Origin of the sequence: Pseudomonas sp. 86_A (genome assembly GCF_017491705.1) — a bacterium.
Lineage (GTDB): Bacteria > Pseudomonadota > Gammaproteobacteria > Pseudomonadales > Pseudomonadaceae > Aquipseudomonas > Aquipseudomonas koreensis.
The window spans coordinates 83,275-108,061 of record NZ_JAFGYS010000003.1 but is presented as its reverse complement, the minus strand read 5'-3'; the positions used below and the strand labels follow the sequence as shown (position 1 = coordinate 108,061).

Here is a 24,787-nt window from a genome sequence, read left to right as displayed (position 1 = left end):
TGAACCGTATAAGGCCCGTGATCCCTTGACCAGTCCTGTCCTGCAAACCGTTGCCCTCGCCTGTGAACGAGACCTGCGGCTGCTCTTCGAAAATCTCGAATTGAGACTGGCCAGTGGCGATATGGTGCAGATCAGCGGTCCCAACGGCAGCGGCAAGACCAGCCTGCTGCGCCTGCTGTCCGGGCTGATGCAGCCGACCAGCGGTCAGGTGCTGCTCAACGGCCAGCCTTTGACTGCGCAGCCCGGCGAACTGGCGCGCAACCTGTTGTGGATCGGCCACGCCGCCGGAATCAAGGACTTGCTGACCCCCGAAGAGAACCTGTCGTGGCTCTGCGCCCTGCATCGGCCGGTCGCACGCGAGGCAATCTGGCAGGCATTGGCAGCGGTAGGATTGCGCGGCTTCGAAGATGTTCCCTGCCACACCCTGTCTGCTGGGCAGCAACGCCGCGTGGCGCTGGCGCGGCTGTATCTGGACAGCCCGCCCTTGTGGATTCTCGACGAGCCGTTCACCGCGCTCGACAAGCAGGGCGTGGCGCAACTGGAAGAACACCTGGCCGGACACTGTGAACGCGGCGGCCTGGTGGTCCTGACCACGCACCACACGCTGAGCCGCATGCCGGCCGGTTATCGCGATATCGATCTGGGGAACTGGGCAGTATGAGTGTGTTCGGCCTGCTGGTTGCCCGTGAGTCCCGTCTGCTGTTTCGGCGCCCGGCCGAACTGGCCAATCCGCTGATTTTCTTCGCCATCGTCATCGCTTTGTTCCCGCTGGCCGTCGGCCCGGAAACTCAAGTCTTGCAAAACCTGTCCCCGGGGTTAGTCTGGGTGGCCGCGCTGTTGTCGGTCCTGCTCTCGCTGGACGGACTGTTCCGCAGTGATTTCGAGGACGGCTCCCTGGAACAATGGGTCCTTTCGCCGCACCCGCTGCCACTACTGGTGCTGGCCAAGGTGCTGGCACACTGGCTGTTCTCGGGTCTGGCGCTGGTTTTGCTCTCGCCCCTGTTGGCGTTGATGCTTGGTTTGCCGGTGGCCTGCCTGCCGGTGTTGCTGTTGTCGTTACTGCTGGGTACACCGGTGCTGAGCCTGCTCGGTGCGGTGGGCGCGGCGCTGACGGTGGGTTTGAAGCGCGGCGGCCTGTTGCTGGCGCTACTGATTCTGCCGTTGTACATCCCGGTGTTGATCCTGGGCAGTGGCGCCTTGCAGGCCGCCTTGCAAGGCATGCCGGCGACCGGGTATCTGCTGTGGCTGGGTAGCCTGACCGCTCTGGCGATCACCCTGACACCGTTTGCAATAGCTGCTGGCCTGAAGATCAGCGTCGGCGAATAATGAGGTCTGGTTAAAATTTAACCAGCAAAGACCCTGAGACTGCTCACACCGATGAGCGGCACCCGTGATGGAAACAGTATGAACTGGACCTGGTTTCACAAGCTCGGCTCGCCCAAGTGGTTCTACGGCATCAGCAGCAAGTTTCTGCCGTGGCTGAGCATTGCAGCGCTGCTGCTGATCACCGTCGGCGTCGTCTGGGGTCTGGCCTTCGCGCCGCCGGATTATCAGCAGGGCAACAGCTTCCGCATCATCTACATCCACGTGCCTGCGGCGATGCTCGCGCAGTCGATCTACGTGATGCTGGCGGTGTGCGGCGTGGTCGGGCTGGTGTGGAAAATGAAACTGGCCGATGTCGCCCTGCAATGCGCGGCACCGATCGGTGCGTGGATGACCGCCGTTGCGCTGGTCACCGGGGCGATCTGGGGCAAGCCGACCTGGGGCTCGTGGTGGGTCTGGGACGCACGCCTGACCTCGATGCTGATTCTGCTGTTCCTGTATTTCGGCGTGATCGCTTTGGGCAACGCCATCAGCAACCGCGACAGCGCCGCCAAGGCCTGCGCGGTGCTGGCCATCGTCGGGGTGATCAACATCCCGATCATCAAGTACTCGGTGGAGTGGTGGAACACCCTGCACCAAGGCGCGACCTTCACCCTTACCGAAAAACCGGCGATGCCCGCCGAAATGTGGCTGCCGCTGTTGCTGACGGTGCTGGGTTTCTACTGCTTCTTCGGCGCCGTGCTGTTGCTGCGCATGCGCCTTGAAGTGCTCAAGCGCGAAGCCCGCGCCAGTTGGGTCAAAGAAGAAGTGCAGAACAGTCTGGAGGCCGCTCGATGAGTTTTGCTTCATTCGGCGACTTCCTCGCCATGGGCCATCATGGCCTGTATGTCTGGTCGGCCTACGGCATCTGCCTGGCGGTGCTGATCCTCAACGTGGTGGCGCCGATCGCGGCCCGCAAGCGTTACCTGCAACAAGAGGCGCGTCGTCTGCGCCGGGAGAACGGCAAGTGAATCCGCTGCGCAAAAAACGTCTGATCATCATTGTGGCCATTCTGGTCGGGGTCGGCGCTGCCGTCGGCCTGGCCCTGAGCGCCCTGCAGGAAAACATCAACCTGTTTTACACGCCGACCCAGATCGCCAACGGCGAAGCGCCGCAAGACACGCGCATCCGCGCCGGCGGCATGGTCGAGAAGGGCTCGCTGCAACGTTCGCCAGACTCGCTGGACGTCAAATTCGTTGTTACCGACTTCAACAAAGCCGTGACCATCACCTATCGCGGGATCCTTCCGGATCTGTTCCGCGAAGGGCAGGGCATCGTCGCCCTCGGCAAGCTCAACGCCGACGGCGTGGTGGTGGCCGATGAAGTGCTGGCCAAGCACGACGAAAAGTACATGCCGCCGGAAGTGACCAAGGCCTTGAAAGACAGTGGTCAATCCGCGCCGACCCCAGCGAAGGAGGGTTGATCGATGACGTCCGCACTGTATATTCCCGAGCTCGGTCATCTGGCGATGATTCTGGCGCTGTGTTTTGCGCTGGTGCAGGCCGTGGTGCCGTTGCTCGGCGCGTGGCGCGGCGACCGTCTGTGGATGGGCCTGGCCCAGCCGGCAGCGTGGGGCCAGTTCGCATTCCTGCTGTTCGCGTTTGGCGCGTTGACCTACGCGTTCATGACCGACGATTTCTCGGTCGGCTACGTGGCAATGAACTCCAACAGCGCGCTGCCGTGGTACTACAAGTTCAGCGCGGTGTGGGGCGCCCACGAAGGGTCGCTGCTGCTGTGGGCGTTGATCCTCGGTGGCTGGACCTTCGCCGTGTCGGTGTTCTCCCGCCAGTTGCCGCAAGTCATGCTCGCCCGCGTGCTGGCGGTGATGGGCATGATCAGCACCGGTTTCCTGTTGTTCCTGATCCTCACCTCCAACCCGTTCTCGCGGATCCTGCCGCAGATCCCGGCCGATGGGCGTGACCTCAACCCGCTGCTGCAAGACATCGGCCTGATCGTCCATCCGCCGATGCTGTACATGGGTTATGTCGGTTTCTCCGTGGCCTTCGCGTTCGCCATCGCCGCCTTGCTCGGTGGTCGTCTTGACGCCGCGTGGGCACGCTGGTCGCGTCCATGGACCATCGTCGCCTGGGCGTTTCTCGGCATCGGCATCACCCTCGGCTCGTGGTGGGCCTACTACGAACTCGGCTGGGGCGGCTGGTGGTTCTGGGACCCGGTGGAAAACGCCTCGTTCATGCCATGGCTGGTTGGTACCGCGCTGATCCACTCGCTGGCGGTCACGGAAAAACGTGGCGTGTTCAAGAGCTGGACGGTGTTGCTGGCGATTGCTGCGTTCTCGCTCAGTCTGCTCGGCACGTTCCTCGTGCGTTCCGGCGTGTTGACCTCGGTCCATGCGTTTGCTTCGGACCCTGAGCGCGGCGTGTTCATCCTGATCTTCCTGCTGTTCGTGGTCGGCGGCTCGCTGACCCTGTTCGCGTTGCGTGCGCCAGTGGTTAAGAGCCAGGTCGGCTTCAACCTGTGGTCGCGGGAAACGCTGCTGCTGGGTAACAACCTGGTGTTGGTAGTGGCGGCGTCGATGATCCTGCTCGGCACTTTGTATCCGCTGATTCTCGATGCGTTGAGCGGCGCCAAACTGTCGGTCGGCCCGCCGTACTTCAATGCGTTGTTCATCCCGCTGATGGCATTGCTGATGCTGGTGATGGCGGTTGGCGTGATCGTGCGCTGGAAAGACACCCCGGTGAAATGGCTGGCGAACATGCTGACCCCGGTGTTGCTCGGCAGCGTCGCATTGGCCGTGGTAGCCGGTATCGCCTACGGCGATTTCAACTGGGCGGTGATCGCCACATTCCTGCTCGCCGCGTGGGTGTTGCTGGCCGGTGTGCGCGACATCTTCGACAAGACTCGCCACAAAGGCCTGATCAAGGGCCTGCCAACCCTGACCCGCAGCTACTGGGGCATGCAGATCGCTCACCTCGGTATCGCCGTGTGCGCGCTCGGTGTGGTGCTGTCGAGCCAGAACAGCGCCGAGCGCGACCTGCGCCTGGCGCCGGGCGAGTCGATGGACCTGGCCGGGTATCACTTCATTTTCGAAGGTGCCAGGCATTTCGAAGGGCCGAACTTCACCTCCGACAAGGGCACCGTCCGGGTGATCCGCGACGGCAAGGAAGTCAGCGTGCTGCACCCGGAAAAACGTCTGTACACCGTACAGAGTTCGATGATGACCGAAGCCGGGATCGACGCCGGTTTCACCCGCGACCTGTATGTCGCCCTGGGCGAACCGCTGGAAAACGGCGCCTGGGCGGTGCGGGTCCACGTCAAACCGTTCGTGCGCTGGATCTGGTTCGGCGGTCTGCTGACCGGTCTGGGCGGATTGCTGGCGGCGCTGGATCGGCGTTATCGAGTCAAGGTCAAAGCCAAGGTGCGTGAAGCCCTCGGCCTGCAAGGAGCGGCTGCATGAGACGTTGGTTGATGCTGGTACCCCTGGCGATTTTCCTGCTGGTGGCGGTGTTTCTTTATCGCGGTCTGTACCTCGATCCGGCGGAACTGCCGTCGGCGATGATCAACAAGCCATTCCCGGACTTCACCCTGCCGAACGTGCAGGGCGACAAGACCCTGACCAAGGCCGACATTCTCGGCAAACCGGCGCTGGTCAACGTCTGGGGCACCTGGTGCATTTCCTGCCGGGTCGAGCACCCGGTGTTGAACAAACTGGCCGAGCGCGGCGTGGTGATCTACGGCATCAACTACAAGGACACCAACGCCGATGCCTTGAAGTGGCTGGCCGAATTCCACAATCCGTATGTGCTGGACATCCGCGACGACGAAGGCTCGCTGGGGTTGAACCTCGGCGTGTACGGTGCGCCGGAAACCTTCTTCATCGACGCCAAGGGCATCATTCGCGACAAGTACGTCGGGGTGATCGACGAGCAGGTCTGGCGCGAAAAACTCGCGGCCAAGTATCAGGCGCTGGTCGATGAGGCCAAGCCATGAAGCGCTTGCTCGCCGCTGTGGTATTGGGCCTGAGTCTGGTCGGTGTGGCTCACGCCGCGATTGACACTTACGAGTTCGCCAAGGAAGGCGATCGCGAGCGATTCCGTGAACTGACCAAGGAACTGCGCTGCCCCAAGTGCCAGAACCAGGACATCGCCGACTCCAACGCGCCGATTGCCGCCGACCTGCGCAAGGAGATCTTCCGCATGCTCGGCGAGGGCAAGGACAATCAGCAGATCATCGATTTCATGGTCGACCGCTACGGTGATTTCGTCCGCTACAAACCGGCGCTCAATGCCAAGACCGCGCTGCTGTGGTTCGGTCCGGCCGGGCTGCTGCTGGGCGGCCTGGTGGTGATCGTGGTGATCGTGCGCCGCCGTCGCAGCCAGCGCACCGAGACTCCGCAATCGCTGTCCATCGAAGAGCGTCAGCGCCTCGACCAACTGTTGGATAAAAACCAAGAATGATTGATTTCTGGCTTGCCGCAGGGCTGTTGCTTCTGGTCGCCCTGAGTTTTCTGCTGATCCCGGTTCTGCGTGGGCGTCGCGCCCAGCGTGAGGAGGATCGAACCGCCCTGAACGTCGCGCTGTATCAGGAACGCGTGGCCGAGCTGCAATCGCAGCAGGCCGAAGGTGTACTCGATGCCGCGCAAATGGACAGCGGTCGCGCCGAAGCGGCGCGAGAACTGCTCGCCGACACCGAAGGCGTTGCCGCGTCGCGTGTCTCGAAACTGGGCAAGCCGTTGCCCCTGCTGGCCGCCGTATTGGTGCCGGTGTTGGGCCTGGGCCTGTACCTGCACTTCGGCGCCGCCGACAAGGTCGAGCTGACCCGCGAATTCGCCCAGGCCCCGCAGTCGATGGAAGAGATGACCCGACGTCTGGAGCGTGCCGTTGCTGCACAACCGGATTCGGCGGAAGGCCTGTACTTTCTCGGTCGCACCTACATGGCTCAGGATCGTCCGGCGGACGCGGCGAAGATGTTCGAGCGCGCGGCCAACCTCGCTGGCCGTCAGCCGGAGCTGCTTGGCCAGTGGGCGCAGGCGCAATACTTTGCCGACGGCAAGAAGTGGTCGGACAAGATCCAGGCGCTGACCGACGAAGCGTTGAAAGCCGATCCGAAAGAAGTCACCAGCCTCGGCCTGCTCGGGATCGCCGCGTTCGAAGGCGAGCGGTATCAGCAAGCCATCGATTACTGGAATCGCCTGCTGGCGCAACTGCCGGCCGACGACAACTCCCGCGCCGCGCTGCAAGGCGGGATCGAGCGTGCTGCCGAACGCCTGAAGGCCAGTGGTGGAACGCTTGCCGAAGCGCCGGCCGCCAAGGTCGCGGCACTGCTCAAGGTGCAGGTTGACCTGTCCAGTGAGCTCAGAAGCAAGGTGCAGCCGGGCGACAGCGTGTTCATCTTCGCCCGTGCCATTTCCGGCCCACCGGCACCGCTGGCCGCCAAGCGTCTGACCGTGGCGGACCTGCCGGTGACCGTCGAACTGGGCGATGCCGACGCCATGATGCCGCAGTTGAAACTGTCGAACTTTCCTGAAGTCCAACTGGTTGCACGCATCTCTCGCGCCGGTCAGCCGACCGCCGGGGAGTGGGTAGGTCGCAGCGGCCCGCTGGCCAGCAGCACCACCGCGCCACAGAAACTGATCATCGACAGCCCGGACAAATAACCACCCGGACCCACAGGAAAGCACCGCCATGCACAGCCTCGCCCGCATCACCGTCATCACATTGGCCCTGGGCATGAGCGCATGTACGGTGCACCGACCGGAACCCACCACCAACCTGCCGCCGATCCCGCCGTCGCAACCGAGCCCGACTCCGTCGACCTCGCCGACGCCGGGCAAAAGCATCCCGGCCAAACCGTCCAAACCGGTGCCCCGCACCTCCGCCAGCTTCGCCCCGCCACCGGGTGGCAACAGCCACTGGGACCAGAAGCTCGGGGTCTACGTCCTCGACGACCAGCCCAACACCTTCTACCGCCAGCGCACCTACTTCCGCTGGAACAACGGCTGGACCCGCTCCGTCAGCCCCAACGGCCCTTGGGAAGACACCGACATCCACGGCGTGCCGCCGGGGTTGGGCAAGCAGTTCGGACAGTAATGAAAAACGGCGATCTTCGGATCGCCGTTTGGTTGTGGGGTGTTTAAAAAAATGACTGTTCAGAGAATCGCCCGATAGGTGCTTAGCGCGCGGACTGACTCAATCAGTCCCTGGCGCCGCAGGAGATCCAGAAACGGCTCGACCGCCATTGGCGGCAATTTCAGCTGCTGGCGCTGCCGTTGCGCTGCAGCGATGACTGCAGCCGGATCCAGGTGAAGCAGATTTTCGACAAACTCATCAGGGTGTTGAGCTTCTACGCCATACGGCGCCAGGCTGGAGTCGGGAAAGTCTTTCAGATTGAAGGTCACGATGACCCCGGCACCGCAGCGTATGGCCGCTGCCAATACATGGCGGTCATTGCTGTCAGGAAGAGAGAGTCCGGCAATCAGGTCCTCAAAGTCATGGACGCAGGCTTCGGGGATCGCACGATCCATCAGTTCAGACGTGCGATCCAGTTGTGCCATGGTCAGATCTGCCCGGTTCTTCAGTAAATTTCGTTTCCATTCGACGTGAATCTCCTTGGTCCATCGGGCCCGAAACCGTCCTGAGAGTGCCAGCCACATCAAGAAATCTCTCAGTGGGGCGGGGTACAAAACACATGCATCGTATACAGCGGTGAAAGAGGAATGCCTCACTCGTATCCTGTCCTTAACGCCTGTGCCTGATCTGCGAGAAGCGCCATTGCCTGCTCGCTGGCGGTGTCGCGCCGGGTTTTATAGTCCATCAAATCAGCAAAGCGCACACGTCGGTGCTTGCCGGTTTTGTGGTAGGACAACTCGCCGCTTTCCAGCAGTTTTATCAGGTGCGGGCGTGAGACGTTGAGCAGATCGGCGGCTTCTTGCGTGGTCAGTTCGGCGTGCACCGGTACGACTTTGACGGCGTTGCCTTCCGCCAGCTCCGCCAGAATATCCATCAGTAGCCGCAGTGCCGACGTCGGAAGCTCGACCTGATGCGCCTGGTTCTGCTCATCGAAAATCTGGATGTGCTGGGTTTCGAATCGGGTTGCCAGGTAGGCGGCGAGCGCGCGTTTGCCTTCAATGGCGGCTTTGACTTCGCGCTCCACCGGGAGGTTGAGAGAGGGGTGAAGAACAATCGACATAGTGAGTTCCAGCATTCTGAACAGGAGATGCCGGGACGTTATTCGAATTAAACGAAAATCGCAATAAACGAAATGATCTGCTCAGACGTGTGCTTTGATCAAATTTTCCATGTACTCAACAAACGCCCGCGCCTTGGCACTCACCAGCCTTCCCGTCGGAAAAACCGCCCATAGATCCAGATCGGGCAGTGTCCAGTCGTGCATGACGGTCTTGACTGCGCCGCTGGCCAGCTCCGGGGCGAACATCCATTCGGAGGCGAGCGTCAGGCCGTGGTCGGCCAGTACGGCTTCGCGCACGCCCTCGGCCGCGCTGACGCGCAGGCGACCGCTGATGATCACCGGTTGTTGTTCTGCGCCTTTGGTGAACTGCCAGGTGGTGCCGCCGCCGAGGTTGTAGACGACGGCCTGGTGCTTGCTCAGTTCGGCAGGGCAGGTCGGTTCGCCGTGTTTGGCGAAGTACGCGGGGGTGCCGAGCACCACGCGGCGGCAGTCGGCGATCTTGCGGGCGGTCAGGCCCGAATCGGTCAGTGCGCCCAAGCGCAGGGCGACATCGATGCCTTCCTCGACGAGGTTGATGTTGCGATCGTCAAGCATCAGGTCGATGTTCAGTTGCGGATGCTGATCGAGAAATGCCCCCAGGTGCGGGACGACGTGCAGACGGCCGAAGGTCACCGCAGCGCTGATGCGCAGGTTGCCGCTCAAACCGGTGGCGCTGCCCCGGGCGGCGTTGTCGGCCTCGTTGGCTTCGTCGATGGCGCGCTTGGCCCGTTCGAAATAGGCCAGCCCGGCCTCGGTCGGGGTCAGGCCGCGGGTCGAGCGCAGCAACAGGCTGACGGCCAGGCGCTTTTCCAGTTGGGCGATGGTTTTCGACACGGCGGGCTGGCCGATATTCAGCCGTCGCGCGGCGGCGGAAAACGAGCCGGTTTCGACGACGTAGACGAAGGTTTCCATGGCGGCGAGGCGGTCCATCTCAGTTCCTTGCGCAATCTTGAAGGGATCATGGCCCCTGTGGGAGCGAGCCTGCTCGCGAAGCTTGACGTCTTACGCCGTTGCCAATGAACCGCGCTGCGAAACACTCAAAAACCGCAACAGTGCCAGCAGCGGGAACGCGCTGCCGACAATCACGATCCACAACCAGCCGCCGTGTTCATACACCGCACTGGCGACCGAGGAGCCGAAGGCGCCGCCGATGAAGATGCTGGTCATGTACAGCGCATTCAGGCGACCGCGGCTTTTGGCGTCCAGCGAATAGACCGCACGCTGGCCGAGGACCATGTTCATCTGTACGCAGAAATCCAGCACCACGCCGGTCACGGCCAAACCGATTACGCTGTAGGCCGGGTGGATGAATGCCGGCAGGAAGCTCAGGCTGGCGAACAGCATTGCCAGCAGCGAGGCAATGCGGGTGTGGCCGGCGTCGGCCAGGCGTCCGCTGATCGGCGCGGCGATGGCGCCGATGGCACCGACCAGGGCGAAGATTGCGATCTCGCTTTGCGACAAGCCATGGTTACGCGCCAGTTCCAGCGGTACGGCGGTCCAGAACAGGCTGAACGTGGCGAACATGCAGCCCTGATAAAACGCTCGCTGACGCAGCACCGGTTGTTGGCGCAGCAGCGTCCACAGCGAACCGATCAACTGGCCATAGGTGGCGCTGTGATCCGGCTGGCGCTTGGGCACGGTCAACGCCAGCACCACGCTGATCGCCGCCATCAATCCGGCGGCGATCATGAACATCGCGCGCCAGCCGAAATGGTCAGCCACCACGCTCGACACGGGGCGCGCCAGCAGAATGCCCAGCAGCAGACCGCCCATGATCCCGCCGACCACCCGGCCACGGGATTCTTCCGGCGCCAGATGCGCGGCCAGGGGAATCAGGATCTGCACCGACACCGAACTGAAGCCCACCAGCAACGAGATCAGCAGGAACACATTCGGCTGACTGGTGAACGCCGCGCCGAGCAGGCTGGCAATCGCCACCACGGTGGTGATGATCATCAACCGACGGTTTTCCAGCAGGTCGCCCAGCGGCACCAGGAAGAACAGGCCCAGCGCATAACCGATCTGCGTCAGCGAGACGATGAAGCTGGCCATGGTGTCGGAGAGGCCGATGTCCGGCGCGATCAGGCCGATGATCGGCTGCGCGTAGTAGATGTTGGCGACGATCGCACCGCAGCAGAAGGCGAACAGCAGCACCATGCCTCGGGTCATTGCGTGAGTTGTGGCGTTCATAAGGTTTCTCGATCCAGCGAAAGGGAATGCGGTGAGGCTAAGGGACGCACCGAGGCGGCGGTAGAAGCCTTGTGTCGATATCAGTTATTCCGTTGCGGAATGATTGGCTTGCCGCAGGGTGGCGTCCATCGGCGAACCTTGCGTCCGGCCGGGGAGGTGTGATGATACATTCACTTACATCTTCTTCGATAGCGTGCTTATGTTTACCGCTGCTCTCTTACTGTTTATCACTGGAGGAATGCCATGTTGCGTCAGCTGCTGCGTCACACCACCACGATTGCCTTGATCGGCCTGCTCGGCGTCACTGCGGTGCAGGCCGCTGATGCCCCGGGTACGCGCCTCGGCGTGCGCGGCGAGATCACCGGGGTCAGCACCGATTCGTTGAAAGTGCACGTCAACAGCGGCGAGAACGTGGTGATTCAGTTGACCGGCGACACCAAGGTCCGCGCCGTCACGCTGGCCAATATTGAAGACATCAAACCCGGCAGCTACATCGGCTCGGCGGCCATGCCCCAGGAGGATGGCACGCTCAAGGCAATGGAAGTGCACGTATTCCCGCCGGAACTGGCTGGTAGCGGTGACGGGCATCGGCCGTTCGACCTGGCCAAGGGCAGCAGCATGACCAATGGCAGCGTCGGCGATCTGGTGGTGAGCAATGGCCGGGTGCTGACCGTCAACTACAAGGGCGGGCAGCAGAAGATCCTGGTGCCGGAGGACGTGCCGATCGTCAACCTGACGCCGGGGGATCGCAGCTTGCTCAAGGTTGGGGTGAAGATTGTCACGTTCGTGACGCAGGGCGCGGACGGCACGTTGACGGCGCAATCGATATCCGCCGGTAAAGACGGTGTGACCCCGCCGATGTAACTGTCAGCGCATGGGCCTCTGTAGGAGCTGCCGAAGGCTCGAGCCTTCGGCAGCTCCTACAAGGGCTTAGTCATAAAAAAGGCGACCTCTCAAGGTCGCCTTTTCGTTACTGCCCAAGCCCTACTGGCCGGTATAAATCTGATCAAAGATCCCGCCATCATTGAAGTGGGTCTTCTGCACCGAGCGCCAGTCACCGAAGGTTTTCTCCACCGAGAGGAAGTCGACTTTCGGGAAGCGGTCGGTGTACTTCGCCAGCACCGCGGGGTCGCGCGGGCGCAGGTAGTTGGAGGCAGCGATTTCCTGGCCTTCCGGCGACCACAGGTACTTCAGGTATTCATCGGCCGCAGCGCGGGTGCCTTTCTTGTCGACCACTTTATCGACCACGGAAACCGGTGGCTCGGCTTCGGCGGAGACGCTTGGGTAGATCACTTCGAACTGATCGCGACCGAACTCGCGAGCGATCATCTCGGCTTCGTTTTCGAAGGTCACCAGCACGTCACCGATCTGGTTGGTCATGAACGTGGTGGTCGCGGCGCGGCCACCGGTATCCAGCACTGGTGCCTGCTTGAACAGTTTGCCGACGAAGTCCTTGGCCTTGTTCTCGTCACCGCCGTTCTTCAGCACGTAGCCCCAGGCCGAGAGGTAGGTGTAGCGGCCGTTGCCCGAGGTTTTCGGGTTCGGCACGATCACCTGCACGCCGTCCTTGAGCAGGTCCGGCCAGTCTTTCAGGGCTTTCGGATTGCCTTTGCGCACGATGAACACGGTGGCCGAGGTGAACGGCGCACTGTTGTTCGGCAGACGGGTGACCCAGTTTTCCGGGACCAGTTTGCCGTTGTCGGCGAGGGCGTTGATGTCGGTGGCCATGTTCATGGTGATGACGTCCGCCGGCAGGCCATCGATCACCGAACGCGCCTGCTTGCTCGAACCGCCGAAGGACATCTGCACGGTGATGTTTTCGTTGTGTTCGGCCTGCCAGTGTTTCTGGAACGCAGTGTTGTAGTCCTTGTAGAAATCGCGCATCACGTCGTAGGAGACGTTGAGCAGGGTCGGTGCAGCTTGAGCCACGCTGCCAAAGGCAAGACCGGCGGCGAGAAGTGAGGCGCCAAAGAGTTTTTTCACTGCGCATTCCTTGTTGTCTATGTATGTGCAGGAGCTGCCGCAGGCTGCGATCTTTTGATCTTGAGCTTATAAAACCAACATCAAAAGATCGCAGCCTGCGGCAGCTCCTACAGGGGGTGATGTTCAATTGCCACTGACTATAACGGGGCACGCATAGTCGTTTAAAGATTAAAAAGCTCTGTGCTTATTCCATTTTCTTGAACAGCTGACTGCCACACCGCGAGCAAAACGCCGCACTGTTTTCATGGCTGCTTTTCTTGCACACCGGGCAGTCGTGTTGCAGCTGTTCACCGCGCATGGCGTTGGCCAGTTCCGCAGTGAAAATCCCGGTGGGCACGGCGATGATCGAGTAACCGGTGATCATCACCAGCGACGAAATCACCTGACCCAGCGGGGTCTTCGGCACGATGTCGCCGAAGCCGACCGTGGTCAGGGTCACGATAGCCCAATAGATGCCCTTGGGGATGCTGGTGAAGCCATGTTCCGGGCCTTCGATCACGTACATCAGCGTGCCGAACACCGTTACCAGGGTGCAGACGCTGACCAGAAACACCACGATCTTCTGCTTGCTGCCGCGCAGCGCCGACATCAGGTAGTTGGCTTGCTTGAGGTACGGGCTGAGCTTGAGCACCCGGAAGATCCGCAGCATGCGGATGATGCGGATGATCAGCAGGTATTGGGCATCGCTGTAATACAGCGCGAGGATCCCGGGCACGATCGCCAGCAAATCCACCAGCCCGTAGAAACTGAAGGCATAGCGCAGCGGCTTCGGTGAGCAATACAAACGCAGGATGTACTCGCCGAGAAAGATGACCGTGAAGCCCCACTCGATGTACGCCAGCACATCGGCGTAGTTGCGGTGAACGCTGTCGATGCTGTCGAGCATCACGATCACCAGACTGGCGAGGATGATCAACAGCAAGATGCCGTCGAAGCGCCGCCCGGCAAGGGTGTCGCTCTGGAAAATCATGACGTAAAGCCGTTCACGCCAACTGTTGCTGCTGTCCATGGATAACGCCTGAATCAAAGATCAGCGCAGCCTAGGTTGATTCTCCCCATGAGCGCAAGGCGTGCCGTCGACGGCGGCTTTGCCGAGCATCTGAATCCCGGCGCGGATCAGCCAGCCGGCGAGGATGAACGGCGCCGTCAGTGTCGCCAGGCCGAGGGCGACGAACAGCGGCGTGACCAGCAGCGCAAGGACGATACCCAGCAGCGGCAGCCACGGTTGTTGACGTTGCGTGCTGAAGGCGAGGGCGGCGAGCACGGCGTTGTAACTGCCAAGGCCGAGCAGCGCAGTGCTGCTTTCGTGGTGCAGCAGGCTGGAGCCGAGGCCGATGGCCGAAGCCAGCATCGCCCAGCAGAACGCGCGGCGATCAGCGATCAGCAAGCCGCCGGCAATCAATGCGCCGGCCAGCGGATGACCGAGGAACATCACCTGGCCCAATCCACGCAGCTCCGCGGCGAGCAGGTTCAGCGTGTTCATCTCGATGTGAGCCGTCGGCGCGGACGGTTCGGCGAACAGCAGCAGGATCCAGCTCATCGCTACGAACGGCGAGGTGTAGGCCGGTATCGACCGGCTACGGTACACGTGTTTGAGCCATTGCTGCGTGGCCATCGCGCTCAGGCCACCGGCCGCGAGAATCAGCGGCGGCAGCATCGGCGACCAGGGGAAATACAGGCTCAGCAACAAACCGAGCAGCACACCGTTGTAACTGAACAATCCGGCCTGACGATCGGCCTTGGAGTAGTTACGCCGTTGCGCGGTGAGCAATCCGGCGACCGCGCCGAGCAGCGCACCGGCAAACAGCACCGGCGCAGTCAGCAGGATCGCCAGCAGGCACAGCAGGCCGCACAGCGGATGGCGCTGGAGGAATATCTGACTGAAACCGTTGAGCAGGGCCTCGGCCCAGTCGGGGCAGTGGGTGTTGAAATGATTGGCAGGCATGTCGAGAAAATCTGGGCAGTTGGAAAATCAAAAGGTCTTGCCAATAACTGTGGTGAGGGAGCTTGCTCCCGCTGGGTCGCGTAGCGGCCCCAACATGGGTTGATGCGGTTCTTCTGTGAAAACCGTCATGCCCTAAAAGCGACGACTCGACGAGCTCCCTCGCCACAGGTTGTGTAGCTTTCTTCAGATCAACGTTTCGATCCGCAGCGAGTTGGTCGAACCCGGCTGCCCGAACGGCACACCCGCCGTGATCAGCAGCGTGTCACCGCGCTCGGCCATACCCTGCGCCTGGGCGATTTCCAGTGCCGTCGAGCAGACTTCATCAACCTGACGCAGGCGATCGTTGACCACCGAGTGAATGCCCCACGCCACACTCAAACGCCGCGCCGTTTGCAAGTTCGGCGTCAGGTTGAGGATCGGCGCTTTCGGCCGTTCCCGCGAAGCACGCAAGCTCGACGCGCCCGACTCGCTGTAGTTGACCAGCACCGCCACCGGCAGCACGTTGCTGATGCGGCGGATTGCGCAGCTGATCGCATCGGAGACGGTCGCTTCGGCTTTCGGTCGGCTGACGTCGAGCTGGGTCTGATAGTCCGGACCGTTTTCCACCTGGCGGATGATCTTGCTCATCATCTGCACCGCTTCGAGCGGATATTCGCCAGACGCGGTTTCGGCCGAGAGCATCACCGCATCGGCACCTTCGGCCACGGCGTTGGCGACGTCGGTGACTTCGGCGCGGGTCGGGGCCGGGGAGAAGCGCATCGATTCCAGCATCTGGGTCGCCACCACCACCGGTTTGCCGAGTTCACGGCAGGTGGTGATGATGTTTTTCTGAATCTGCGGCACGCTCTCGGCCGGGACTTCAACGCCGAGGTCACCACGGGCCACCATGATCGCGTCGCTCAGTTCGGCGATTTCGCGCAGTTGTTCAACCGCTGACGGCTTCTCGATTTTCGCCATCAGGAACGCCTTGTCGCCGATCAGTTCGCGGGCCTCGAGAATGTCTTGCGGACGTTGTACGAACGACAGCGCCACCCAGTCCACACCCAGCTCCAGACCGAAGCTCAGGTCGCGGCGATCCTTGGCGGTCAGCGGGCTCAAATCGAGCACCGCCTGCGGCACGTTCACGCCTTTGCGGTCCGACAGTTCGCCGCCGTTGAGCACGGTGGTGTCGATCGCATCGCTGTATTTGGTGACCACGCGCAGGCGCAGTTTGCCGTCATCGAGCAGCAGGTCCATGCCGGCTTCCAGCGCAGCGATGATCTCCGGATGCGGCAGGTTCACCCGGCGTTCATCGCCCGGTGTTGCGTCCAGATCGAGGCGGAACGCCTGGCCGCGATGCAACTGCACCTTGCCGTCGGCGAACTTGCCGACCCGCAGTTTCGGCCCCTGCAAGTCCATCAGGATGCCCAGCGGGTAGTTGAGCTGGCGCTCGACTTCGCGGATCCACTGATAGCGCTTGGCATGGTCGGCGTGATCACCGTGGCTGAAGTTGAGGCGGAAGATGTTGACCCCGGCCTCGACCAGTTCACGGATGTCTTCGATGCCATCGACAGCAGGCCCGAGGGTGGCGAGGATTTTGACCTTTTTATCAGGCGTCATGATTTAGAGCTCTCGAGGATCAGGATGGCGCGGAAGTCGTTGACGTTGGTGCGGGTCGGCTCGGTGACGATCAACGCATCGAGCGCCTCGAAGTAGCCGTAACCGTTGTTGTTATCCAGCTCGTCGCTGGCACTCAAACCGAGGGCGGCGGCGCGGGCGTAGCTGTCCGGGGTCATGATGGCGCCGGCGTTGTCTTCCGAGCCGTCGATGCCATCGGTGTCACCGGCCAGCGCATAGACGCCGGGCTGACCCTTGAGGCTGTCGGTGAGGCTGAGGAGGAATTCGGCGTTGCGTCCGCCACGGCCATTGCCGCGCACGGTCACGGTGGTTTCGCCACCGGAAAGAATCACGCACGGCGCCGCCAGTGGCTGGCCATGGTTGATGATCTGCCGGGCGATGCCGGCGTGGACCTTCGCCACTTCGCGGGATTCACCTTCCAGGTCGCCAAGGATCAGCGTGCTGAAACCGGCCTGACGGCATTTCACTGCGGCGGCATCCAGCGATTGCTGAGGACGGGCGATCAACTGGAAATGACTGCGGGCGAGGCTCGGATCGCCGGGTTTGACGGTTTCCGATTCCGGGCTTTGCAGCCAGGTGCGCACTGAGGCCGGAACTTCGATGCCGTAGCGTTTGAGGATCGCCAACGCTTCGGCCGAAGTGCTCGGGTCGGCCACCGTCGGGCCGGAAGCGATGACCGTGGCGAGGTCACCCGGCACATCGGAAATCGCGTAGGTGTAAACAGTGGCCGGCCAGCAGGCCTTGCCCAGACGCCCACCCTTGATCGCCGAGAGGTGCTTGCGCACGCAGTTCATCTCGCCGATGGTCGCGCCGGATTTGAGCAGGGCTTTATTGATCGACTGCTTGTCGGCGAGGGTGATGCCTTCGGCTGGCAGGGCGAGCAGTGCAGAGCCGCCGCCGGACAACAGGAAGATCACGCGGTCGTCTTCGGTCAGGTTGCTGACCAGTTCGAGCACCCGTTTGGCCACGGCCAGACCAGCGGCGTCCGGCACCGGATGCGCGGCTTCGACCACTTCGATTTTTTCGCACGGAGCGCCGTGACCGTAACGGGTCACCACCAGACCAGAGACGTCACCCTGCCAGCAGCGCTCGACCACTTGCGCCATGGCGGCGGCCGCTTTACCGGCGCCGATGACAATCACCCGGCCAGTGCGATCGGCGGGCAGATGGGCTTCGAGGACTTGGTTCGGATGGGCCGCGTCGATGGCTGTGGCAAACAGCTCGCGCAGCAGTTGTTGCGGATCGACCGACATGGCGGGCTCCCGGAATTCTTGTTATTCGAAAGGGCAACTCAGATCACTGTAGGAGTGAGCCTGCTCGCGATTCAGGCGGCGCGGTGTATCAGGTACACCGAGATGAATTCATCGCGAGCAGGCTCACTCCTACAGGTTTGATGAAGGCTTTATTTTTTGTCGCGAATCGAGAAGTTGGCCATGTGTTCCAGGCCCTTGATCAGCGCCGAGTGGTCCCAGTTGCTGCCACCGATGGCCGCGCAGGTGCTGAACACTTGCTGGGCGTTGGCGGTGTTCGGCAGGTTGATGTTCAGCTCCTTGGCACCTTGCAGCGCCAGGTTCAGGTCCTTCTGGTGCAGGCTGATGCGGAAGCCCGGATCGAAGGTGCCTTTGATCATGCGCTCGCCGTGCACTTCGAGAATCTTCGACGAAGCGAAACCGCCCATCAGCGCTTCACGCACCTTGGCTGGATCAGCACCGTTTTTCGACGCGAACAGCAGGGCTTCGGCCACGGCCTGAATGTTCAGCGCGACGATGATCTGGTTCGCCACTTTGGCGGTCTGACCGTCGCCATTGCCACCGACCAGGGTGATGTTCTTGCCCATGGCCTGGAACAGCGGCAGCGCGCGTTCGAAGGCATCGGCGTCGCCACCGACCATGATGCTCAGGGTCGCAGCCTTGGCACCGACTTCACCGCCGGAAACGGGCGCGTCGAGGTATTGCGCGCCTTTCTCGTTGATCTTGGCGGCGAACGCCTTGGTGGCGGTCGGCGAGATCGAACTCATGTCGATCACCACTTTGCCTTTGCCGATACCGGCAGCAACGCCGTCGGCGCGGAACAGCACGTCGTCGACCTGCGGGGTATCCGGGACCATGACGATGATGAATTCAGCTTCCTGCGCCACGTCGCGCGGGTTGGCCAGGGCGACGGCGCCAGCAGCCACCAGATCGGCCGGGGCGGCGTCGTGATGCGCCGACAGGAACAGGCTGTGACCGGCTTTCTGCAGGTTCGCCGCCATTGGGTGGCCCATGATGCCGGTGCCGATAAATCCGATTTTAGCCATGAGAAAATCCTCTTGTTTTTGTGTAGCCAAATAATCTGCCGAACACACTTTGTGGCGAGGGAGCTTGCTCCCGCTGGGGGGCGAAGCACCCCCAAAACCAGCCACTGTGGTGTGTCAGACAAAATCGGTTTGCAGGGTTTACGACTGCTGCGCAGCCGAGCGGGAGCAAGCTCCCTCGCCACAAGGGTTTTGCAGTGTTCTTAAATTGCGTTGTGGGTCTTCAGCCAGCCGAGGCCCGCCTCAGTGGTAGTCAGCGGCTTGTATTCACAGCCAACCCAACCCTGATAACCGATGCGGTCCAGGTGTTCGAACAGGAAGCGGTAGTTGATCTCACCGGTGCCTGGCTCGTTGCGTCCCGGGTTGTCCGCGAGCTGCACATGGTTGATCTCGCCCAGGTGCGATTGCAGGGTGCGGGCCAGATCGCCTTCCATGATTTGCATGTGATAGATGTCGTATTGCAGGAACAGATTGGCGCTGCCGACCTGCTCGCGAATCGACAGGGCTTGCGCCGTGTTGTTCAGGTAGAAGCCCGGGATGTCGCGGGTGTTGATCGCTTCCATCACCAGTTTGATACCCGCCGCCTGCAGCTTGTCGGCTGCGTACTTGAGGTTGGCGACAAAGGTCTTTTCCACGGTGGCATCGTCCACGCCTTGCGGACGGATGCCGGCCAGGCAGTTGACCTGGGTGTTGCCCAGCACTTGCGCGTAGGCAATCGCCAGATCGACACCGGCGCGGAACTCCTCGACCCGATCCGGCAGGCACGCAATACCGCGCTCGCCCTTGGCCCAGTCACCGGCCGGGAGGTTGAACAGCACTTGAGTCAGACCGTTGGCATCCAGTTTGGCCTTGATTTCGGCGGAGCTGAAGTCGTACGGGAACAGGTATTCCACGCCACTGAAACCGGCTTTGGCGGCGGCGTCGAAACGGGCAAGGAAATCCTGTTCGGTGAACAGCATGGACAGGTTGGCTGCGAAACGCGGCATGGTGGTCTCCTAAAAACGGATGTGGCACGGTTGGTCAGACTGAACGCGATCAGTCCCCTCTCCTGGGGGAGAGGGTTAGGGTGAGGGGGATCCTGAGTCTGATCCCGATTGTGCGAGCATCGCAAAACCTTTCCCTCACCCCAGCCCTCTCCCCATGGGAGAGGGGGCTAAAAACGATCAATCAAGCAGCGAAATCGCCGTTGGCGCATCGTTGCCGACCAGCGCCAGGTCTTCGAATTCGTTGACGGCGTTGATCTCGGTCCCCATGGAGATGTTGGTCACACGCTCCAGAATGATCTCGACGATCACCGGCACCTTGAACTCTTCGATCATCTGTTCGGCCTTGCGCAGGGCAGGGGCGATGTCAGCCGGTTCGAACACACGCAGCGCCTTGCAGCCCAGGCCTTCGGCAACCGCGACATGGTCGACACCGTAACCGTTGAGTTCCGGCGCGTTCAGGTTATCGAAGGACAGCTGCACGCAGTAGTCCATTTCGAACCCGCGCTGGGCCTGACGGATCAGCCCCAAGTACGAGTTGTTCACCACGACGTGGATGTAAGGCAGTTTGAACTGAGCGCCGACCGCCAGCTCCTCGATCATGAACTGGAAGTCATAGTCCCCCGACAGGGCCACGACTTTACGGTTCGGATCGGCCTTGACCACGCCCAGCGCTGCCGGAATGGTCCAGCCCAGAGGGCCGGCCTGACCGCAGTTGATCCAGTGACGCGGCTTGTAGACGTGCAGGAACTGCGCGCCGGCAATCTGCGACAGACCAATGGTGCTGACGTAGCAGGTGTCTTTGCCGAATACTTGGTTCATCTCTTCATACACGCGCTGCGGCTTGACCGGCACGTTGTCGAAGTGGGTCTTGCGCTGCAGGCTGGCTTTGCGCTGCTGGCAGTCCTGCAACCAGGCACTGCGGTTTTTCAGCTTGCCGGCGGCTTGCCACTCACGCGCCACTTCAATGAACACGGTCAGCGCGGCAGCGGCGTCGGACACGATGCCCAGATCCGGGGTGAACACGCGGCCGATCTGCGTGCCTTCGATGTCGACGTGAATGAACTTGCGACCTTCGGTGTACACGTCGACCGAGCCGGTGTGACGGTTGGCCCAACGGTTACCGATACCCAGCACCACGTCGGATTTGAGCATCGTCGCGTTGCCGTAACGGTGCGACGTCTGCAGACCGACCATGCCGACCATCAACGGGTGATCGTCCGGGATGGTGCCCCAGCCCATCAGGGTCGGGATAACCGGGATGCCGGTCAGTTCGGCGAACTCGACCAGCAGGTCGCTGGCGTCGGCGTTGATGATGCCGCCACCGGCCACCAGCAATGGACGCTCAGCCTGATCGAGCAGGGCCAAAGCCTTCTCGACCTGAACGCGGGTCGCGGTCGGCTTGGCCAGCGGCAAAGGCTGGTAAGCGTCGATGTCGAATTCGATTTCAGCCATCTGCACGTCGAACGGCAGATCGATCAGCACCGGGCCAGGACGGCCGGAGCGCATTTCATAGAAGGCTTTCTGGAACGCGTAAGGCACCTGGCCCGGCTCCAGAACCGTGGTCGCCCACTTGGTGACGGGCTTGACGATGCTGGTGATGTCGACCGCCTGGAAGTCTTCCTTGTGCATACGGGCGCGGGGTGCCTGGCCGGTAATGCAGAGGATGGGAATCGAGTCGGCCGAGGCGCTGTAGAGCCCGGTGACCATGTCGGTACCGGCCGGGCCGGATGTACCGATGCACACGCCGATGTTGCCGGCCTTGGTCCGGGTGTAACCCTCGGCCATGTGCGACGCGCCTTCAACGTGGCGAGCGAGGACGTGATCGATGCCACCGACTTTTTTCAGTGCGGAGTACAGCGGGTTGATCGCAGCACCCGGAATGCCAAAAGCGGTATCAACCCCTTCACGGCGCATCACCAGAACGGCGGCTTCGATTGCTCTCATTTTGCTCATGGTTTTGTGCCTCTTTACGTTTTGTAATTGTATACAAGTGGCTTTGCGCAGAGTGTATTCACGGCGGACGGCGCAGGTCAATCCATTTTCTCAAGCGCCTGTTTCATTCGTCGGAAGCCAAGTTCTGCTGTGGCTTTTCGTCGCATGTGGCGCTTTTCGAGAATTATTGTATACAAAAAAATAGTTCATTGTGTTCTATTTGTGGCATCGAGCTGCGGCACAACCGCGCAGCTCCACGACTTTCCCAATAACAAAATGAGGACGGCACCATGAGCGCTTTAACCTTGAAAGTCGCAGTCAACCTGGTCAACGAAGCCATCAGCGTCGGGCGCGGCATCAACGCCGCGCCGCTGACCATCGCGGTACTCGATACCGGCGGCCACCTGATCACCCTGCAACGCGAAGACGGCGCAAGCCTGCTGCGCCCGCAGATCGCCATCGGCAAAGCCTGGGGCGCCATCGCGCTGGGCAAGGGCTCACGCCTGCTGGCACTGGACGCCCAGCAACGCCCGGCGTTTATTGCTGCGCTGAACAGCATGGGCCAGGGCAGCGTCGTGCCGGCACCGGGTGGTGTGTTGATTCGTGATCAGGCGGGGAACGTGCTGGGCGCGATCGGCATCAGCGGCGATCTGTCGGATATTGATGAACAGGTAGCAATCAAAGCGGTGGAGGCGCTGGAGTTGAAAGCGGATGCGGGGGTGGCGGCTTGAATCTGTGTTGATTGATCAACCGTTATCGCGAGCAGGCTCACTCCTACAAGGGATCTTGGTTGGACACAAAATGTCTGAACACCACAACCCCCTGTAGGAGTGAGCCTGCTCGCGATAGCTCTCTCCCAGAAACATCCAGCCAACAGTCTGTCCCATCAACTTGAGCACGCAGAACTAGTCTTCTCATGAGCTGATCATGGGAGGCAAAGGAATGCCGGATCTACCCGCTGCACACCGATTACGAGCCGGTCGCTATGCCGAGCCCAATCGAATCTCCCTACTGACGACCAACACACTTGATCGCAAACCGATCTTTACCGATTTCGCTTTGGGCCGATTAGTGGTTCATCAATTTCGGCGGGCACAAGATCTCGGCTTGGCGAACTCACTGGCGTGGGTGGTGATGCCGGATCATTTTCATTGGTTAATTGAATTGCAGAGAGGATCGTTGAGCGAACTGATGCAGAAGACCAAGTCGCTGAGTACCAAAGCGGTGAATCAGGCTACCGGCAGAAATGTTTGCCTCTGGCAAAGAGGATTTCATGACCGGGCACTGCGGCGGGAGGAGGATTTAGTGAAGATGGCAAGGTATGTCGTCGCCAACCCGTTGCGGGCTGGTCTGGTTGAAAAGCTTGGCGACTATCCGCTGTGGGATGCGATTTGGGTTTGAGCCGAAACCGTGTCGCCTCGATCGCGAGCAGGCTTACTCCTACATTTGGAATGCGTTTCCCTGTAGGAGTGAGCCTGCTCGCGATGGCTGCGACTAGGTCTCAGTCCGGCTCACACCCTTTCAACACCAACCGAATAATCGTCTGCGCCGCCGCCTCGTAATCCGCTTCGTCCAGCTTGTCCTTGCCGGTCACCGCAGAAATCTGCCAGTCGAAGTCGGCGTAGGTCTGGGTCGCGGCCCAAATGCTGAACATCAGGTGGTTAGGGTCGATCGGGGCGATCTGGCCGCGGTCGATCCAGCTCTGGATGCAGTCGATGTTGTGCTTGGCCTGGCTGTTGAGCTGCTCGACCAGGTCGGCGCTCAGGTGCGGGGCGCCGTGCATGATTTCGCTGGCGAACACCTTGGAGGCGAAGGGCAGGTCGCGGGAGATGCGGATCTTGGAGCGGATGTAGCCGCTGAGCACTTCGCTCGGCACGCCGTCCGGGTTGAACGGGGTCGAAGCCTGCAGGATCGGCACGATGATGCTTTCCAGGACCTCGCGGTAGAGGTTTTCCTTGGACTTGAAGTAGTAGTAGACGTTGGGCTTGGGCAATCCTGCCTTGGCGGCGATGTCGCTGGTTTTGGTCGCAGCGAAGCCCTTGTCGGCAAACTCCTCACTGGCAGCACGCAGGATCAGTTCTTTGTTGCGCTCGCGGATTGTGCTCATAAACCCGGTGGTTCCTTGCCTGTTCTGGCGGTTGCGCATGGTAGCACCGGCCTCGCGCGTGGCTCAAGAATGCCCCGTGTGGCCTGCAGTCGCGGTATGCTGCGCGGCATTATTCACATAAGGAAACAAGATTCATGGCAGGAAGCAGTTTGCTGGTGCTGATCGACGACATCGCTACGGTTCTGGATGATGTGGCGTTGATGAGCAAAATGGCCGCGAAGAAGACCGCCGGGGTGCTCGGCGACGATCTGGCGCTCAATGCCCAGCAGGTCTCCGGGGTGCGCGCCGAGCGGGAAATTCCCGTGGTCTGGGCGGTCGCCAAGGGCTCGTTCCTCAACAAGCTGATTCTGGTGCCGTCGGCGCTGGCGATCAGTGCGTTCGTGCCGTGGCTGGTGACGCCGCTGCTGATGGTCGGCGGTGCGTACCTGTGCTTCGAAGGTTTCGAGAAGCTCGCGCACAAGTTTCTGCACAGCAAGGCCGAGGATGACGCCGACCACGCGCAACTGAGCGCGGCGGTGGCCGAACCGAGCACCGATCTGGTGGCCTACGAGAAGGACAAGATCAAAGGGGCGATCCGCACCGACTTCATCCTTTCGGCGGAAATTATTGCCATCACCCTCGGCACCGTGGCCGACGCCTCGTTGACCCAGCAAGTGATCGTGATGTCCGGCATCGCGATTGTCATGACTGTCGGCGTCTATGGCCTGGTGGCCGGCATCGTCAAACTCGACGACCTGGGCCTGTGGCTGACGCAGAAATCCGCCTCGGCGGCGAAAAGCATCGGTAACGCGATCCTGCGCGCCGCGCCGTACATGATGAAAGGCCTGTCGGTGATCGGTACGGCGGCGATGTTCCTCGTCGGCGGCGGCATCCTGACCCACGGCATTCCGCTGGTGCATCACTGGATTGAAGGCGTTGGCGCAGCGGCGGGCGGCGCCGGGTTTGCGGTGCCTGTGTTGCTCAACGGCGTCGCGGGGATCATCGCCGGCGCGGCAGTGCTGGCCGTGGTTTCGCTGGTCGGCAAAATCTGGCGCGCGATCAAGGGCTGAGCACGGTTTCTCTGTAGGAGTGAGCCTGCTCGCGATGAGGCTGTGTCAGTCACCTTTTATGTGTCTGATACACCGCTATCGCGAGCAGGCTCACTCCTACAGTTTGAATTTGGTTGTGCCATGAAAAAGGGCCATTCG

Annotated in this window: 27 protein-coding genes; 14 read left to right on the top strand and 13 right to left on the bottom strand. The window is 61.5% G+C overall.

The window, feature by feature from the left end:
* Positions 1-25 precede the first annotated feature (25 nt).
* The 10 genes from ccmA (at position 26) to J5M57_RS06030 (ending at position 7,409) form a co-directional block, all read left to right on the top strand.
* A complete protein-coding gene (gene ccmA, locus J5M57_RS06075; RefSeq protein WP_207848203.1) occupies positions 26-661 on the top strand; it encodes a cytochrome c biogenesis heme-transporting ATPase CcmA in 636 nt (211 codons plus the stop codon).
* On the top strand, positions 658-1,326 hold the full coding sequence (gene ccmB / locus J5M57_RS06070; RefSeq protein WP_003222942.1) for a heme exporter protein CcmB: 669 nt from the start codon (positions 658-660) through the stop codon (positions 1,324-1,326). The genes ccmA and ccmB overlap by 4 nt, the downstream gene beginning before the upstream one ends.
* 78 nt (positions 1,327-1,404) lie before the next feature.
* The gene (locus tag J5M57_RS06065; protein ID WP_025111913.1) at positions 1,405-2,160 is read left to right on the top strand and encodes a heme ABC transporter permease; all 756 of its coding nucleotides are present in this window, start codon (positions 1,405-1,407) and stop codon (positions 2,158-2,160) included.
* A complete protein-coding gene (gene ccmD, locus J5M57_RS06060; RefSeq protein WP_003222944.1) occupies positions 2,157-2,333 on the top strand; it encodes a heme exporter protein CcmD in 177 nt (58 codons plus the stop codon). The genes J5M57_RS06065 and ccmD overlap by 4 nt, the downstream gene beginning before the upstream one ends.
* Entirely contained in the window at positions 2,330-2,785 is a 456-nt protein-coding gene (gene ccmE, locus J5M57_RS06055; RefSeq protein ID WP_169840955.1) for a cytochrome c maturation protein CcmE, read from the top strand. Before ccmD ends, ccmE begins: the two co-directional genes overlap by 4 nt.
* A gap of 3 nt (positions 2,786-2,788) precedes the next feature.
* Entirely contained in the window at positions 2,789-4,777 is a 1,989-nt protein-coding gene (locus J5M57_RS06050; RefSeq protein WP_207848202.1) for a heme lyase CcmF/NrfE family subunit, read from the top strand.
* Complete coding sequence (locus J5M57_RS06045) at positions 4,774-5,310, top strand: DsbE family thiol:disulfide interchange protein (protein ID WP_064586607.1); 537 nt, start codon at positions 4,774-4,776, stop codon at positions 5,308-5,310. Before J5M57_RS06050 ends, J5M57_RS06045 begins: the two co-directional genes overlap by 4 nt.
* Entirely contained in the window at positions 5,307-5,777 is a 471-nt protein-coding gene (locus tag J5M57_RS06040) for a cytochrome c-type biogenesis protein (protein WP_064586608.1), read from the top strand. Before J5M57_RS06045 ends, J5M57_RS06040 begins: the two co-directional genes overlap by 4 nt.
* Positions 5,774-6,976, top strand: a complete 1,203-nt coding sequence (gene ccmI, locus J5M57_RS06035; protein WP_207848201.1) for a c-type cytochrome biogenesis protein CcmI — start codon at positions 5,774-5,776, stop codon at positions 6,974-6,976. The genes J5M57_RS06040 and ccmI overlap by 4 nt, the downstream gene beginning before the upstream one ends.
* A gap of 28 nt (positions 6,977-7,004) precedes the next feature.
* Positions 7,005-7,409: a hypothetical protein gene (locus tag J5M57_RS06030; RefSeq protein ID WP_207848200.1), complete on the top strand. Its 405-nt coding sequence runs from the start codon at positions 7,005-7,007 to the stop codon at positions 7,407-7,409.
* A 59-nt stretch (positions 7,410-7,468) separates the two neighbouring features.
* Here the strand turns inward: J5M57_RS06030 and J5M57_RS06025 are convergent, their stop codons facing one another.
* From J5M57_RS06025 to J5M57_RS06010, 4 genes are all read right to left on the bottom strand, one after another.
* On the bottom strand, positions 7,469-8,044 hold the full coding sequence (locus J5M57_RS06025; protein WP_207848199.1) for a PIN domain-containing protein: 576 nt from the start codon (positions 8,042-8,044) through the stop codon (positions 7,469-7,471).
* Positions 8,041-8,508 carry a helix-turn-helix domain-containing protein gene (locus tag J5M57_RS06020; protein WP_207848305.1) on the bottom strand — a complete coding sequence of 156 codons (468 nt, stop codon included), beginning with the start codon at positions 8,506-8,508 and terminating at the stop codon, positions 8,041-8,043. Before J5M57_RS06020 ends, J5M57_RS06025 begins: the two co-directional genes overlap by 4 nt.
* 81 nt (positions 8,509-8,589) lie before the next feature.
* A complete protein-coding gene (locus J5M57_RS06015; protein ID WP_207848198.1) occupies positions 8,590-9,477 on the bottom strand; it encodes a LysR family transcriptional regulator in 888 nt (295 codons plus the stop codon).
* 72 nt (positions 9,478-9,549) lie between these two features.
* A complete protein-coding gene (locus J5M57_RS06010) occupies positions 9,550-10,737 on the bottom strand; it encodes an MFS transporter (protein ID WP_083366579.1) in 1,188 nt (395 codons plus the stop codon).
* A 243-nt stretch (positions 10,738-10,980) separates the two neighbouring features.
* On the opposite strand from J5M57_RS06010, the gene J5M57_RS06005 reads away from it, so the two are divergent.
* Complete coding sequence (locus J5M57_RS06005; protein WP_207848197.1) at positions 10,981-11,601, top strand: hypothetical protein; 621 nt, start codon at positions 10,981-10,983, stop codon at positions 11,599-11,601.
* Between the two features lie 120 nt (positions 11,602-11,721).
* Here J5M57_RS06005 and J5M57_RS06000 read toward each other — a convergent pair whose 3' ends face one another.
* The 8 genes from J5M57_RS06000 to gcl form a co-directional block, all read right to left on the bottom strand.
* Entirely contained in the window at positions 11,722-12,720 is a 999-nt protein-coding gene (locus J5M57_RS06000; RefSeq protein WP_207848196.1) for a sulfate ABC transporter substrate-binding protein, read from the bottom strand.
* A gap of 184 nt (positions 12,721-12,904) precedes the next feature.
* Positions 12,905-13,729: an ion transporter gene (locus tag J5M57_RS05995; protein ID WP_064586616.1), complete on the bottom strand. Its 825-nt coding sequence runs from the start codon at positions 13,727-13,729 to the stop codon at positions 12,905-12,907.
* A 21-nt stretch (positions 13,730-13,750) separates the two neighbouring features.
* Positions 13,751-14,665, bottom strand: coding sequence for an urea transporter (locus tag J5M57_RS05990; protein WP_064586617.1), 915 nt, complete (start codon positions 14,663-14,665; stop codon positions 13,751-13,753).
* A 183-nt stretch (positions 14,666-14,848) separates the two neighbouring features.
* Positions 14,849-16,264, bottom strand: a complete 1,416-nt coding sequence (gene pyk, locus J5M57_RS05985; RefSeq protein WP_207848195.1) for a pyruvate kinase — start codon at positions 16,262-16,264, stop codon at positions 14,849-14,851.
* Positions 16,261-17,535 carry a glycerate kinase gene (locus tag J5M57_RS05980; protein WP_169840942.1) on the bottom strand — a complete coding sequence of 425 codons (1,275 nt, stop codon included), beginning with the start codon at positions 17,533-17,535 and terminating at the stop codon, positions 16,261-16,263. The genes pyk and J5M57_RS05980 overlap by 4 nt, the downstream gene beginning before the upstream one ends.
* 149 nt (positions 17,536-17,684) lie before the next feature.
* Positions 17,685-18,578 (bottom strand): 2-hydroxy-3-oxopropionate reductase, encoded by an 894-nt coding sequence (locus tag J5M57_RS05975; RefSeq protein ID WP_039769769.1) that lies wholly within the window; start codon positions 18,576-18,578, stop codon positions 17,685-17,687.
* 200 nt (positions 18,579-18,778) lie between these two features.
* The gene (gene hyi / locus J5M57_RS05970) at positions 18,779-19,561 is read right to left on the bottom strand and encodes a hydroxypyruvate isomerase (protein WP_025111893.1); all 783 of its coding nucleotides are present in this window, start codon (positions 19,559-19,561) and stop codon (positions 18,779-18,781) included.
* A gap of 177 nt (positions 19,562-19,738) precedes the next feature.
* On the bottom strand, positions 19,739-21,514 hold the full coding sequence (gcl, locus tag J5M57_RS05965; RefSeq protein ID WP_064586620.1) for a glyoxylate carboligase: 1,776 nt from the start codon (positions 21,512-21,514) through the stop codon (positions 19,739-19,741).
* Between the two features lie 269 nt (positions 21,515-21,783).
* Between gcl and J5M57_RS05960 the strand changes: the two genes are divergently transcribed.
* Together J5M57_RS05960 and J5M57_RS05955 are read left to right on the top strand one after the other, a co-directional pair.
* Positions 21,784-22,224 carry a heme-binding protein gene (locus tag J5M57_RS05960; protein WP_207848194.1) on the top strand — a complete coding sequence of 147 codons (441 nt, stop codon included), beginning with the start codon at positions 21,784-21,786 and terminating at the stop codon, positions 22,222-22,224.
* A gap of 211 nt (positions 22,225-22,435) precedes the next feature.
* A complete protein-coding gene (locus J5M57_RS05955; protein ID WP_207848304.1) occupies positions 22,436-22,894 on the top strand; it encodes a transposase in 459 nt (152 codons plus the stop codon).
* A gap of 100 nt (positions 22,895-22,994) precedes the next feature.
* Here J5M57_RS05955 and J5M57_RS05950 read toward each other — a convergent pair whose 3' ends face one another.
* On the bottom strand, positions 22,995-23,600 hold the full coding sequence (locus J5M57_RS05950) for a TetR/AcrR family transcriptional regulator (RefSeq protein ID WP_007969638.1): 606 nt from the start codon (positions 23,598-23,600) through the stop codon (positions 22,995-22,997).
* Between the two features lie 134 nt (positions 23,601-23,734).
* On the opposite strand from J5M57_RS05950, the gene J5M57_RS05945 reads away from it, so the two are divergent.
* Positions 23,735-24,649, top strand: a complete 915-nt coding sequence (locus tag J5M57_RS05945; protein WP_064586623.1) for a DUF808 domain-containing protein — start codon at positions 23,735-23,737, stop codon at positions 24,647-24,649.
* Positions 24,650-24,787: the final 138 nt, after the last annotated feature.

Coding starts and splice junctions, on each gene's coding strand:
- gcl (WP_064586620.1), bottom strand. CDS start 21,514: ATGAGCAAAATGAGAGCAATCGAAGCCGCCGTTCTGGTGATGCGCCGT.
- hyi (WP_025111893.1), bottom strand. CDS start 19,561: ATGCCGCGTTTCGCAGCCAACCTGTCCATGCTGTTCACCGAACAGGAT.
- J5M57_RS05960 (WP_207848194.1), top strand. CDS start 21,784: ATGAGCGCTTTAACCTTGAAAGTCGCAGTCAACCTGGTCAACGAAGCC.
- J5M57_RS06015 (WP_207848198.1), bottom strand. CDS start 9,477: ATGGACCGCCTCGCCGCCATGGAAACCTTCGTCTACGTCGTCGAAACC.
- J5M57_RS06005 (WP_207848197.1), top strand. CDS start 10,981: ATGTTGCGTCAGCTGCTGCGTCACACCACCACGATTGCCTTGATCGGC.
- pyk (WP_207848195.1), bottom strand. CDS start 16,264: ATGACGCCTGATAAAAAGGTCAAAATCCTCGCCACCCTCGGGCCTGCT.
- ccmD (WP_003222944.1), top strand. CDS start 2,157: ATGAGTTTTGCTTCATTCGGCGACTTCCTCGCCATGGGCCATCATGGC.
- J5M57_RS06010 (WP_083366579.1), bottom strand. CDS start 10,737: ATGAACGCCACAACTCACGCAATGACCCGAGGCATGGTGCTGCTGTTC.
- J5M57_RS06045 (WP_064586607.1), top strand. CDS start 4,774: ATGAGACGTTGGTTGATGCTGGTACCCCTGGCGATTTTCCTGCTGGTG.
- J5M57_RS06020 (WP_207848305.1), bottom strand. CDS start 8,508: ATGTCGATTGTTCTTCACCCCTCTCTCAACCTCCCGGTGGAGCGCGAA.
- ccmI (WP_207848201.1), top strand. CDS start 5,774: ATGATTGATTTCTGGCTTGCCGCAGGGCTGTTGCTTCTGGTCGCCCTG.
- J5M57_RS06040 (WP_064586608.1), top strand. CDS start 5,307: ATGAAGCGCTTGCTCGCCGCTGTGGTATTGGGCCTGAGTCTGGTCGGT.
- J5M57_RS06030 (WP_207848200.1), top strand. CDS start 7,005: ATGCACAGCCTCGCCCGCATCACCGTCATCACATTGGCCCTGGGCATG.
- J5M57_RS05975 (WP_039769769.1), bottom strand. CDS start 18,578: ATGGCTAAAATCGGATTTATCGGCACCGGCATCATGGGCCACCCAATG.
- J5M57_RS05980 (WP_169840942.1), bottom strand. CDS start 17,535: ATGTCGGTCGATCCGCAACAACTGCTGCGCGAGCTGTTTGCCACAGCC.
- J5M57_RS05990 (WP_064586617.1), bottom strand. CDS start 14,665: ATGCCTGCCAATCATTTCAACACCCACTGCCCCGACTGGGCCGAGGCC.
- J5M57_RS05995 (WP_064586616.1), bottom strand. CDS start 13,729: ATGGACAGCAGCAACAGTTGGCGTGAACGGCTTTACGTCATGATTTTC.
- J5M57_RS05950 (WP_007969638.1), bottom strand. CDS start 23,600: ATGAGCACAATCCGCGAGCGCAACAAAGAACTGATCCTGCGTGCTGCC.
- J5M57_RS06050 (WP_207848202.1), top strand. CDS start 2,789: ATGACGTCCGCACTGTATATTCCCGAGCTCGGTCATCTGGCGATGATT.
- ccmB (WP_003222942.1), top strand. CDS start 658: ATGAGTGTGTTCGGCCTGCTGGTTGCCCGTGAGTCCCGTCTGCTGTTT.
- J5M57_RS06065 (WP_025111913.1), top strand. CDS start 1,405: ATGAACTGGACCTGGTTTCACAAGCTCGGCTCGCCCAAGTGGTTCTAC.
- J5M57_RS05955 (WP_207848304.1), top strand. CDS start 22,436: ATGCCGGATCTACCCGCTGCACACCGATTACGAGCCGGTCGCTATGCC.
- J5M57_RS05945 (WP_064586623.1), top strand. CDS start 23,735: ATGGCAGGAAGCAGTTTGCTGGTGCTGATCGACGACATCGCTACGGTT.